Here is a 12,556-nt window from a genome sequence, read left to right as displayed (position 1 = left end):
TTTGCTTGGAGGGAAACCCTCCGACACTCAATGACTCGCTAACGCTGCGCTATGGCAACTTCTCTTCCCGCTTCCCCTGCTTTCCTTGTCTCCCCTACCCCCTTCTCACTGAACCACCGAGTGAATATTTTGTAACTGACACTTCGCCTCAGCCGTACCTAGGCGTTCGATTACCTGTTCGGCACTCATCAGGCGCTTAAGTACTACTTGACCAATGGTCTTACTGGCGATTACTGGTGTTGTTGGCTTCACTTCAACGGTTAAGATAGCCTCTTCGACTCGATAAAGCCATAACAATTCGTTTTGTTCTACTAAGCAAATATTCATTCGCTGAATATCTGGTTGGCGTCGCCATGCAGTAATTTGCCAGAGTCCGTCAGACGCCCATACTCTGGCAACTGTCCATCCCTCAGATAGAAAGAAATATTTCACGGTCTTAGTCCCACTATTTAGACTTTCAATCTGTTGTTCACAATATATATCGCGATCGCTTCAATTACTGATGTATAAACACGATATTTGTAAGTAAAGTAATGCAGCCGACGATCTTTAGGGGAAGCTGTCTTGTGACTGATAACTGTTTACCGTCCACCGTTCACCGTTTACTGTTTACTGTTTACTGTTCACTGATTTAATGTACATTATTTGGGTTACGGTCAAAGCTTAACAAAGCTACTCTCCAGTAATTATGAATTTACGATAAATTTAATTAATATTTGAGATTTTAATAAATAAAAATGTTTACTTCCCCAACAAATATAAAACTCTGTATTTTTGTCAATGTTTTTTTGTAACAAAATAGTCCTCTCTGCTAGTGGTAATAAACTTGACTATAAAGTTTAATATGCACGACAAATCTTTGATTTAGACATCTAAACTCTCTAGACAATACTTCTCGTTTAAAAGGAAAAAGTCTAAATTCACTCCTTTCCCTTTCTCCTTAATGCTCAGACTACACTCCTAGGTGAAGAATGCTTATCCTATAAGTATTGACTCCATAGGCTCATAAACAAAGTAGAAAAATTTCTCTCTCACTAAGGGGCAAGTTATATTTATTTCTACGTATCTGCTTACCCCCAGGCATTGCTGAAATTAATTGTAAAAATTTAGCATGATGGACAAAAACATAATATAATTGCTGACCGCTAATTTCAAAAATCTTGATGATATGACCTGGTTTTCCTTGTCCGTAAGACAGTGGGGTCGGATTAGACAATTCCTATCTTTGTTCTGTCTGTGTTTATTGTTAGTTGTAAGTTGTGCTCCTCGCCCACAGACAACTACCTCACCGTCTGGTTCTGTGAGTAGCTCTACAGGTGATGGTCGGATTACTGTAGGTACAACAGCGAAGCCGAGAACCCTCGATCCGGCGGATGCCTATGAGTTGGCATCATTGGGTTTAGTATTTAATATGAGCGATCGCCTCTATACTTACGAACCAGGAAGCACGGAAATTAAGCCTCAGTTGGCTACAGCACTACCAAAAGTAAGCCAGGATAGTTTAACTTATACTATCCCCTTACGTAAGGAAGTCGTTTTTCATGATGGGACTCCCTTCAACGCCAAAGCAATGGAGTTTAGTATCCAGCGGTTTATTGAAAATAAGGGTAAACCTTCCTTCTTACTCGCTGATACAGTGGACTCAGTGAAAGCCACAGGCGAGTCTGAGTTAACAATTAAGTTGAAAAAGCCTTTTGCTGCGTTTCCCTCACTGTTGGCGTTTTCTGGGGTGTGTGCAGTTTCGCCCAAAGCTTATGAAATTGGCGCGGGTAAATTTAAGCCAAATATTTTTGTCGGAACTGGGCCTTACAAGTTAGCCCAGTATGGCACTGATTCACTACGATTTGATGTGTTTGACAAGTATTGGGGAGAAAAACCAGCTAACAAAGGCATTAACGTCCAAATCCAGACTAGTCCGGTTAATTTATTTAATGCTTTCCGTACAGGTGCAGTGGATGTAGCTTATTTATCCCTACAACCGGATCAAATTCGCAGCTTAGAGGAAGGTGGTAAAAAAGGGGATTGGCAAGCGATCACGGCTCAGGGTAGTGTAGTAAGTTATTTAGTGTTGAACCGAAATCAAAAGCCATTAGATCAACCAGAAGTTCGAGCTGCGATCGCCTCAATGATTGACCGTCCACTAATTATGCAGCGAGCTTTGTATGGTCAAGCTGATCCGCTTTACAGCATGATTCCCACTACATTTAACGTTTCCCAGCCACTATTTAAAGATAAATATGGTGATGCTAATTTGGATAGGGCCAAACAATTATTAACTACTGCTGGCTTCTCTAAAGAAAATCCCGCAAGAGTACAAATTTGGTATCCTTCTAGTTCACCTACTCGTAGTTTGGCAGCACAGATACTTAAATCCCTTGCTGATACAAAGCTGGATGGAATATTACAATTTGAAGTTACCCCCGCAGAAGCCCCTACTTTCTTCAAAGATATTACCAGGGGTTTATATCCAGCAGCTTTGCTTGATTGGTATCCAGACTTTTTAGACCCAGATAATTATGTACAGCCATTTTTATCTTGCCAAAAAGGGTCGGTTGCTAAAGGATGCGAAGATGGAGGCAGTCAAACTCAAGGTTCGTTTTACTATAGCGAAATCGTTAATAAGTTAATTGACCAGCAACGCCAAGAGCAAAATCCTGAAGCACGTAAGAAAATTTTTACAGAAATTCAAACGCAGGTAGCTAGTGACGTTCCTTATGTTCCTTTATGGCAAAACAAAGATTATGTATTTGCCCAAAAAGGCATTAGCAACGCACAACTTGACCCCACCCAAAATCTGATTTACAAGACAATTAAAAAGTAGTCAACAGTCATTTGTCATTTGTCCTTTGTTTTACAATACTTTTCCTGATAAGCATTTCTTATCTTCTTAGTGCTTTGGAAAAAGTTAAAAGGTGAGAGATAAATTTCAGCCTTTCCCTTTTTCCCTTTCCTTCTCAACCGAAAGGTATTGCTTTGTTTTATTCATGACAAATGACAAATGACAGATAACAAATGACAAATAACTAAAATATGTCCCGCTCTAAAGCTTTACAATATTACATCGTTTCCCGTTTGCTCTTAGCGCCACTTCAGCTGTTGACAATCATTACTATTGTCTTTCTCTTATTAAGAGCAACACCAGGAGATCCAGCAGATGCAATTCTCGGTGGACGTGCGCCAGAAGCGGCTAAAGAGGAATTACGAAAACAATTGGGTTTAGACCTTCCACTATGGCTACAGTACTTGAATTATTTAGGAAACATCCTGCGCTTTGATTTAGGAACCTCTTTAATGAGTCGAGGACAGTATGTCTGGGACATAATTGGACAATATTTTCCGGCGACGGTGGAATTAGCCGTGTTTAGTATGGCGGTTGCACTTATCGTTGGAATTTTGATTGGTACTCTTTCAGCTTCTCGTCCTGGGACATATTTTGATGTGGGCGGGCGATTGTTTGGTATCATCACCTACGCACTTCCAATGTTTTGGGCGGGAATGCTTTTGCAGTTGATTTTCTCAGTACAACTAGGTTGGTTTCCCAATTCCAACCGCTTTCCGCCAAATCTTCCGGCTCCTTCTCCTATCACTGGGTTGTATACAATTGATAGTCTTTTAAGTGGTAACTTGAGTCAGTTTTTCACATCTTTGCATCATCTTGCCCTTCCAAGTCTTACCCTAGGAATTTTGCTCAGTGGGATTTTTGAGCGAATTGTGCGAGTTAATTTAAAACAGACCTTACGAGCAGATTATGTAGAAGCAGCTAGAGCTAGAGGCATAGCTGAAAATAAGATTTTAGTCTCCCACGCCTTAAAAAATGCCTTAATTCCAGTGATTACAGTCTTAGGATTAACCTTTGCTTCTCTGTTGGGTGGGGCAATTTTGACTGAGGTGACATTTTCTTGGCCTGGGTTAGCCAATCGACTATATCAAGCCATTAGCGATCGCGATTATCCCACAGTCCAGGGAGTACTGGTATTTTTTGGTGCGATCGTAGTAACAGCAAGCATTTTGATAGATATCTTAAATGCTTATGTAGATCCGCGAATTCGCTATTAGCAAAAATGGGTACTGGGTATCTAGTATTGCGTATTCGGAATAATCCCCAGTTCCCAAGATGAAATCAAGACTAACTTCTAGACTGAATTTGCTTTAATAACTCGTAAAAAAGTTGCCAATTATCTTCTTGAGCAATCGCTTCCCAAGTAGATTCAATTACAGGTCTGTGTAACACTGTTTTAGGATTTTGATGAGCCAGAGTTTGAGCAATGACATCAATGCGATCGCAATCAAAACCATTCAAAATTTTATGGTATAGTATGCACCAATTATCAAAAATTGCTGATGCCCCCGGTACTGGCACAATATCTGAATTATTCAGCACAAAACCGGGTTCATCACGCCATTTAGATGAAAAAGTGCGAGCCATCTCATAAAAAAATTGGTGATAACCAACTTGGCTATCTTGCAAAAATTCAACTGTTAGATTTACAAGCTCATTAGCTTCTGGATGTGGCAACTGCTCAAAACCCAACTTTCTCAACATCAAGAAACCGTATTCAGCATAATAACGCTCATCAAAGCCTGCTAATCCAGCTTCCAAATCACCTTTATCAATAATTGCCTTTAAAGGTTCTTGGAGCATTTCTAAATTTAACTTGCAAATACTTGGTTGATGGCTGTAGCAGTAGCGTCTATAGTAGTCAAAATATGCAGCTGTAAAGTACGGGTCATAAGTAGGAATAAATGCATAAGGCCCATAGTCAAAGCTCTCTCCTGTAATTGACATATTGTCAGTATTTAGGACTGCATGACAAAAGCCAGCTGCCATCCACTGTGCTGCTAGTTTCGCAAACCGTTCAACTAATTCGGCGTAAAACAAGACATATTTATCTTGTTGGGCGCTTAAGTGTGGGTAATATTGCTCAATTACATGGTCTAGCAACTTTTTAGTTAAATCTGGACGCTGTAAATAGTGCAGTCGCTCAAAAGTGCCAAACCGAATATGAGAACTACTCATCCTTACCATCACAGATGAGCGAGTAGGTGAAGGTTCATCGCCTCGCCAAAGGGATAAACCTGTTTCAATCATGCTCAAACAGCGAGAGGTACGTACTCCCAAGTAGTGAAGCGCTTCCGCTGCTAAAACTTCTCGCACTCCGCCTTTGAGTGTGAGCATACCGTCGCCACCACGGGAGTAGGGCGTCCTACCCGAACCTTTCGTACCAAAGTCGTACAATTCGCCATCACTGGCGCGTACTTGCCCGTAGAGAAAACCTCTGCCATCACCCAATTGCCGATTATATTCACCAAATTGATAGCCGTGGTAACGTAATGCTAACAAGGGTTTGCGCCCCTGAAATTTACCAAAGGCTGTGATGAAATCTTCGTCTGTGACTGCTTCGGGGTCTAGCCCTAAACGAGGTAGCAGTGCATCGTTACGCCAACGCAAGATGTGTTGAGGAAATTCTGCCGCTGCAACTTCGTCGTAGTAGTCATCGCCTAGAGATTCCAAGGCGCTTTCGTAGTTGAGGGTAAGAAAAGGATTGCTAGAATTCTTGTAGTTTGGAGTTTCAGCCAGAGTCATTACGAGCAAAGCTTAATTCATTCTTCCTTTAATACTACCTCTGGCATCGGCATCAGCATAGACGAAGAAAGCGACCCATATCTCAAATATGGCAGCGCCACCATCATAATCGGAGCGCATAATGAATAAAGTTTTGCAATTTAAGAAAAACTTGACTCAATTAGCAATTTTAGACGCTACATTTCAAGTTTTTGGCTCGGAATCACACCAGTATCAACTCAACCTTTGCTTGAGTAATACAGATATTCAAAAGTTTGAATCCAAATACGATATCACGCTACCCAGTGACTATCGTAACTTTCTATTAGAAGTTGGCAATGGTGGTGCTGGCCCTGGATATGGTTTATACAGACTGCCAGGAATTGAATATGAAAATGTCATTCTAGAAACACCATACCCCAAAAAATCTGAATTTTTTTCTAAACCATTTCCTTTAACACAGGCATGGAACAATTTGGATTTGATTACTGAGAATAAAGGCGGTTCTTTTGTACTCAGGGATGCTTATTTTGATGATAGATTTACTCAGGGTACTCTTACCATTGCAAATTATGGTTGTGGAATTTATGCGATGTTAGTCATTACCGGAGAACAAAGAGGAAAAATCTGGATAGATGACCGCACCAATGATAATGGGATATATCCCGCTTGTTTGAGTTTTTGTCGTTCTTTTCATGACGCTGATACCGATGATTTTCATGCAGATGGTAATGAAGGGCAACCTTTGAGCTTTGATGATTGGTATGAAGACTGGCTGAATCGAAGTTTGCATCAAGTTCGCGAGTCTTAGGACTAATATTGATTCAATTAATGATTGCAACAAATCCTTTGCTAGAGACGTTGCAATGCAACGTCTCTACAGTGGTCTATCTAATGTATATCAAATTAGTTAATATTGGTCTGGTTGCCAGTTAGGATTTATGAGACTTGTAAGGATATGATCTTCCCATTGTCCATTAATCAACAAATAGTCTCTAGCATATCCTTCAATTACAAAACCGAGTCTCTTGAGCACATTACCACTGCGACGATTATGAGGCATATAATTTGCCATGATGCGGTGAAAATTTAATTCTTGAAATACATACTGAGTTGCTGCTTTTAACGCTTCTGTCATATAGCCTTTACCTTGTCTAGCTTCGGCAAGGCTATATCCCACATAGCAAAAATGAGCGGCTCCTCGCACAAAATTACTAAAATTAACAGTTCCAATAATGATAGTTGGATTTTTTTTCGTATAAATAAATAGCTTTAATGATTGGTCATTGATAAATTCTAGAAAACTATTTTCTATTTGATAATGCCAATACTTTTCGGTGAAAAAACTATTAGCCCAACGAGGGTAAAATGGAGTGAGATAGGTTTTGTTATCAGTGAAATATTTAATGATTTGGGGTATATCCTCTAGGATCGGCACTCGTAATAATAGGCGATCGCTTGTAATTACTGGCAGTTCTGATCTCATAAACCCCATCTCATCAAGCATTGGTCAAAGTTTGAGGGGAAGACTAATTTGAAAGGTTGAGCCTTGACCAAGTATACTCTTTACAGTGATTTGTCCCGCGTATGCTTGCACAATTTGTTGCGCGATCGCAAGTCCGAGTCCAAAGCCGCCTGTTTGGCGAGAGCGCACAGTGTCTACGCGGTAAAAACGATCAAAGATATGCGGCAAATCAGTGGCGGGAATGCCAATACCATTGTCGATGACCTGAATCACAGCCCGGTGAGACTGAGTAAACAGACGCAATTGCACCTTACCACCTGTTGGCGTGTATTTGAAGGCATTACTCAGTAGATTGATTACGGCTTGTTTTAGCAAGTTAGCGTCAGCTTGTAGCATGACGGGTTGCTCTGAAAGTTGAGTGCTGAAATTGAGGTTTTGAGCAGAAGATTGAGTGATAAACTCTTGAGCAAGCGATCGCAGCAGTTCGTTCAAATCAACGGGTTTTAATATGGTTTCCCCAAGCGATGCATCATAACGCGAAAGAAAGAGCAAATTGTTAATCAGCATACTCATGGACTTAGCAGTCTCGGCGATTTTTTGCAACCGAAATCGTTGCTCAATGGGGTCTTCGGGCGGCATTAAAGCAACTTGGGCATTGCTCAATACTGTTGCGACAGGTGTGCGTAATTCATGAGAAGCATCGGCTGTGAACCGCTGCAATTGCTGATAAGCACGGAGGGTTGGCCGCATTGCTAATCCGCCCAAAAACCAACCTGTAATCCCAATCACGCCAAATGTAACGGGAACACCCAAAGCAAAAAACAAGCGAGCTTGATTCAAGCTGCTGCGTAGGGAGTCCATCGGGGCTGCCGTTTGGAAGTAGCCAACCAGCACCTTATCTTTTAAAACGGGAAGCGTGAGTTGGCGAACCCAGGTAGTTGCAGTGGGGAAACGAGCTGAGCTAAGCGGCGCTTGCACTGTTTGAAATCCGGGTGCTATGGTCAACTGTTTGTCACCTGATGAACCAACAAACTGTACAAGTTGCCTGTTAGCGTTATACCACCGAGCATATATCAATCCGCCATTCAAAGATACACCATTCTCTAAACGAGTCTGACCGCGCTGATTTTGCCATTGACTTTGATAAAGCGAGTACTGGGTTTTGGCAGCAAAGGTTTTACTTTGTAAAAAAAGTTCGTCATCAAAAAACCGCAACTGATCTTCCACATTTAGACAATAGCCCACTCCTGCAAAAGCAAATAAAATTCCACCCATTGACAGGGCAAACCAGTGAGCAAGATTACGACGGCTGTGATTAAACACTTTGGGGATTGGGGACTGGGGACTGGGGACTGGGGAGAGAGAATAATTAATGACCCTTGACAAATGACAAATGACAAATAACTAATTTGGCGGATTCAATCGATAACCCATTCGATGCACCGTTTCTATCCAATCTTTAGCATCAACGGTTTGTAGACGTTGGCGTAGACGGCGAACTAAGGTTGTAACTGCGTTACTTTCGGGTTCGTCTCCCCAACTCCAAATAGCTTGCTCAATCTGATCATGAGATAAGACTTGGCGGGGATGACGCATCAAATATTCCATCAATTGAAACTCACGGCTAGATAGTTGAGTCGTGAAGGAACCACGTTCGATTGTCAAATTGGATAAATGAAGCTGCAAATCGCCCAAGCTGAGTATATCGCCTTGCCACATTGGCGATCGCCGTCCCAGTGCCCGCACTCGTGCCAACAACTCCAGCACATCCACAGGCTTCACTAAGTAATCATCGGCTCCCGCATCCAAACCTGTTACTTTATCCAAAACTGTATCTTTCGCTGTCAGCATTAACACAGGAGCCAATTTACCCGCTCGTCGATATACCTGACAGATTTCTACTCCGCTCACTTTGGGCAACATCCAATCTAGAATCAGTAAGTCATAGTCTTTACGAAAAGCAAACCATTGTGCTGTTTCTCCATCTTCGATCGCATCGACTGTATGCCCCACTTTCAACAATGCTGTCCGCAGTGGCTCTAGCTGCGATGGGTCATCTTCCACCAGTAAGATCAACATCCCATTTGCTCAGCTTGCTATGATTTCTGCTTCCAGTTCTAAGATTAAGCTAAAAGAGTGACATAGAAGTGACAGTGAGGAGTGAGGAGTAAGGAGTACTGAAGCGCGGATAGCTATGGTTTAGCCTGTGCTGAGTTGGTAAATAAGTGAGTAATTAACCCCATATTTTCTATGCGCCAACTTCAACTATTTCAGGTGTTGCGATCAATTGGCTTTGTGTTTTGGTTGTCCTTGCCATTGGTTGGGTTGGTATTTTGGCTAGGAAGTGGCTTTGTGGGAGATCGGATTTTGAGCCGCACCTACGACAATAAAAAATACCTGCAAGCGGAACAATCGGCACGGCAGACGATGAAAAGAATAGTGGCGATTAAGGTAGAAATTCGGCAACAAGATGGCGTTTCTTTAGTGAATGTCAAAACGGATAACTCAGTTCTCAAAAGTATCATGTTTGAGTTTCCAGTAACGGAGCCGAGCCAACTTGAAACCACCCTCAGTCAAGAGTTAGGTTTACCACGCGATCGCATCAAGGAACTAATTCGCTATTAAGCGCTTAAGCCTCTTACTTATTCGTTTAATTTATACAAAAGTACCACAATGTAACTAAAGCTACCGTTACAAAAACTGTAACAGTCCAGTCTTTCTGCCATCGCAAATGCAATAGTTAACAATTGATGCATGATTAGCGTCAATGTTGAGTGGCAAATCAAAAATCTTTGGCAAGCGAGGTGGTAGAATGAATCGGCAAAAATTTAGTGGTGTGAAAGAAAATTTCCTGCAAAGACGTTACGGTGTTAGTCTGGGAAGACGTTACGTTTTAGCGGCCGCAAGTGTTGTCTTATTGGGTGTACTAGGGTGTTCTCAGGTTAATAATAGTACAAATGCCCTTGCTCAATCTAGTTCGCCTCAGCCAGAATCTCCATTGCCAAAAAAAATAGTCAACTCTGATCCAAAGATTGTTGATGCTAGCAATAAATTTGGCTTCAAGCTATTTTCAGAAGTTCAGAAAAACGATAGTACTGAAAAAAATATTTTTATCTCACCTACGAGTATAGCGATCGCTCTAGCTATGACCTACAACGGTGCTAGCGGCTCGACTCAACAAGCGATGGCAAAAACCCTAGAATTACAGGGTATGAGTTTGCAAGAGATTAATTCTTCTTACGCAGCAACAAAAAAGCTTCTAGAAAACCCGGATGCGAAAGTCCAATTGACTATTGCCAACTCACTTTGGGCAAATCAAGATGCTAATTTTCAACCAGATTTTCTCCAGAGAACTCAGGATTTTTATCAAGCTAAAGTCAGCAATCTAAACTTTAAAGATGCTGTAGCAGCCAATGCTATCAATAACTGGGTCAATGAGAATACACGCGGAAAAATTAACAAAATTGTGGAAAAAATTGAGCCAGACCAGGTACTATTTTTGATTAATGCTATATATTTCAAAGGTAACTGGAGCCAAGAATTTGATAAAAAGCAAACCACTCAACATCCTTTTTACTTAACATCTGGCAGGCAAAAACAACACCCAATGATGTCTCAAAAGGGTGACTACAAATACTATGAAAACCAACAATTTCAGGCAGTTAGTTTACCTTATGACAAAGATGGTAAAGTCAGCTTTTATATCTTTCTACCTAAACAGAGCTCCAATCTCAAAACCTTCTATCAAAACTTGAATTTTGAGAACTGGGAAAAATGGATGACTCAGTTCAACAAACAACAAGGTTTTATTCGCTTGCCTCGTTTTAAAACTGACTATGATGTTACGCTTAACGATGCGCTGAAAGCTTTAGGTATGGAAGAAGCTTTCAGTAGTAAAGCTAACTTTTCTGGCATGGGTAAAAATTTTGCCATTAGCCAGGTTAAGCATAAAACTTTTGTTGAAGTGAATGAAGAAGGCACTGAAGCCGCAGCGGCTACTTCAGTGGCAGTAGAGGCTGTATCTTTGAGACAGCAACCACAGCTATTTCAAATGATTGTTGACCGTCCCTTCTTCTGTGTCATTAGAGATAATCAAACAGGCAATATTTTATTTATGGGTTCAATTGTCGAACCACAGTCATAAAGTCAGACAATTTTAGATTTTAGATTTTGCGGAAAGTTGTAAGAAGGGTTTCCCTACCTAGCAAACTTTTCAAGACAGATTTTGGATTGACCCACGGATCAATCCGCTTGCTCTGTACCATTAAGGAATCATTGGTCAAATTGCATTTTTAAGGTAATGTCGCTTCAGAAACGCTCAAAGAATTTTTAGCGTCAGCTTTTGAAGACTCCCCTGCTGCAACGGGTGCAGCTGTCTCCCCAGTGGCGCTATCCTCTGTCTGGCTGCTTAAAGGCTCAGGACGTAGAGCGCTTAAAGCAGTCTTAATCACAACAGCTGTGGGTACTGCCACAATCACACCCAAGAGTCCACCAATTCTCGCCCCTGTTAAGACTGAAATTAGAATCCAAACGGGGTTTAAACCAGTAAAACTACCTAAAATACGAGGGGCAATTAAGTTTTCGAGAATTTGCTGTACGATTACTGCTGCCACCAACACCCGCACCCCCATTGAAAAATCTTGCAGTGCCACTAACAGAGTAGTCATAGCGATACCCACAGAACCGCCAAAGGGGACGAGAGCCATGATGCCAATAGTTAAACCAAACAACAAACCAAATGGCACTTTCAGCCACAAAAATGTCGGAATCAGGGCTGAGGCCATACAGGTAGATAAAATCAGCTGGGTGATGAAGAAATTTTGAAAGCTCAGGCGCACTGTTCGAGAAAAAGGATCTCGAAATTTAGTGGGTAGCCATTCGACTAAACTTTCCCACAGCTCATCTCCATGCTGTAAAAGATAGAAAGTCAAAACCATCGTCAAGAGAAAATCCAGCAGGCTGGTGACTGTGACTACAGCCAGATTTAAAACTTGTCCGGCGATCGCCTGCAATTGTCCCTTGACGCGATCGTTGATTTGCACTACCAAAGCATCAAGGTTAATTGGTAAACCAAAAATCTCAGCTTTCTCGTTTAATAACATTAACTGAGAGCGTCCAGAGTCAATTAACTCCGGTAAACGAGCCACTAGTTGCTCAGCTTGAGTTAGGGCTAACGGAAAAAGGGTAAGACCCAAAGCCAATAAAATCGATAAAGCCAATAGAAAGACTAAAATAGCAACTTGCTCTCGCCTAGCACCGTGATGCTCCATCCAGCTTACGGGGTAGTTGAGCAAAAATGCTAGTACTGAGGCTCCGACTAAAATGACTATGAGGGAATGGAAGTAATTAAAAATTGCCGAAATTGCCCAACTATTGAGAACTAGCAACGGAGCGAATAAAGCGATCGCCCCGATTCGCGCTATTGGTGTGAGTGTTTGCCACCAGTCGAGAAGCTTGCGTGTCTGCATTTTGAGCTGATTGCGGAATAGAACTAAATTGAATCCTTCTTTACAGCTTATTATCTCTAA

The 12,556-nt window shown here is 41.5% G+C and carries 11 protein-coding genes; 5 read left to right on the top strand and 6 right to left on the bottom strand.

The window, feature by feature from the left end; genetic code table 11:
• Window positions 1–105 precede the first annotated feature (105 nt).
• On the bottom strand, window positions 106–432 hold the full coding sequence (locus FNW02_RS14800) for a hypothetical protein (protein ID WP_191758297.1): 327 nt from the start codon (window positions 430–432) through the stop codon (window positions 106–108).
• Window positions 433–1,168: 736 nt separating this feature from the next.
• On the opposite strand from FNW02_RS14800, the gene FNW02_RS14795 reads away from it, so the two are divergent.
• Both FNW02_RS14795 and FNW02_RS14790 read left to right on the top strand, forming a co-directional pair.
• A complete protein-coding gene (locus tag FNW02_RS14795; protein WP_191758296.1) occupies window positions 1,169–2,821 on the top strand; it encodes an ABC transporter substrate-binding protein in 1,653 nt (550 codons plus the stop codon).
• A gap of 209 nt (window positions 2,822–3,030) precedes the next feature.
• Window positions 3,031–4,056, top strand: coding sequence for an ABC transporter permease (locus FNW02_RS14790; protein ID WP_191758295.1), 1,026 nt, complete (start codon window positions 3,031–3,033; stop codon window positions 4,054–4,056).
• 70 nt (window positions 4,057–4,126) lie between these two features.
• Here the strand turns inward: FNW02_RS14790 and FNW02_RS14785 are convergent, their stop codons facing one another.
• Window positions 4,127–5,584, bottom strand: coding sequence for a protein adenylyltransferase SelO (locus FNW02_RS14785; RefSeq protein ID WP_191758294.1), 1,458 nt, complete (start codon window positions 5,582–5,584; stop codon window positions 4,127–4,129).
• 121 nt (window positions 5,585–5,705) lie between these two features.
• Here FNW02_RS14785 and FNW02_RS14780 point away from each other — a divergent pair, with 121 nt between their 5' ends.
• The gene (locus FNW02_RS14780; RefSeq protein WP_191758293.1) at window positions 5,706–6,374 is read left to right on the top strand and encodes an SMI1/KNR4 family protein; all 669 of its coding nucleotides are present in this window, start codon (window positions 5,706–5,708) and stop codon (window positions 6,372–6,374) included.
• Window positions 6,375–6,473: 99 nt separating this feature from the next.
• Here the strand turns inward: FNW02_RS14780 and FNW02_RS14775 are convergent, their stop codons facing one another.
• The 3 genes from FNW02_RS14775 to FNW02_RS14765 form a co-directional block, all read right to left on the bottom strand.
• Window positions 6,474–7,049, bottom strand: coding sequence for a GNAT family N-acetyltransferase (locus FNW02_RS14775; protein ID WP_191758292.1), 576 nt, complete (start codon window positions 7,047–7,049; stop codon window positions 6,474–6,476).
• Between the two features lie 24 nt (window positions 7,050–7,073).
• A complete protein-coding gene (locus FNW02_RS14770; RefSeq protein WP_191758291.1) occupies window positions 7,074–8,351 on the bottom strand; it encodes an ATP-binding protein in 1,278 nt (425 codons plus the stop codon).
• Between the two features lie 81 nt (window positions 8,352–8,432).
• Window positions 8,433–9,107 (bottom strand): response regulator transcription factor, encoded by a 675-nt coding sequence (locus FNW02_RS14765; RefSeq protein WP_191758290.1) that lies wholly within the window; start codon window positions 9,105–9,107, stop codon window positions 8,433–8,435.
• A 171-nt stretch (window positions 9,108–9,278) separates the two neighbouring features.
• On the opposite strand from FNW02_RS14765, the gene FNW02_RS14760 reads away from it, so the two are divergent.
• Together FNW02_RS14760 and FNW02_RS14755 are read left to right on the top strand one after the other, a co-directional pair.
• Window positions 9,279–9,653 (top strand): hypothetical protein, encoded by a 375-nt coding sequence (locus FNW02_RS14760; protein ID WP_191758289.1) that lies wholly within the window; start codon window positions 9,279–9,281, stop codon window positions 9,651–9,653.
• 187 nt (window positions 9,654–9,840) lie between these two features.
• Window positions 9,841–11,172 (top strand): serpin family protein, encoded by a 1,332-nt coding sequence (locus tag FNW02_RS14755; RefSeq protein WP_191758288.1) that lies wholly within the window; start codon window positions 9,841–9,843, stop codon window positions 11,170–11,172.
• Between the two features lie 148 nt (window positions 11,173–11,320).
• On the opposite strand, the gene FNW02_RS14750 is transcribed toward FNW02_RS14755, so the two are convergent.
• Window positions 11,321–12,496 (bottom strand): AI-2E family transporter, encoded by a 1,176-nt coding sequence (locus FNW02_RS14750; protein ID WP_191758287.1) that lies wholly within the window; start codon window positions 12,494–12,496, stop codon window positions 11,321–11,323.
• Window positions 12,497–12,556: the final 60 nt, after the last annotated feature.

Origin of the sequence: Komarekiella delphini-convector SJRDD-AB1, from assembly GCF_014831675.1 — a bacterium.
Lineage (GTDB): Bacteria > Cyanobacteriota > Cyanobacteriia > Cyanobacteriales > Nostocaceae > Komarekiella.
The sequence above is the reverse complement of the archived record's forward strand: the minus strand, read 5'-3'. Positions and strand labels throughout refer to the sequence as shown.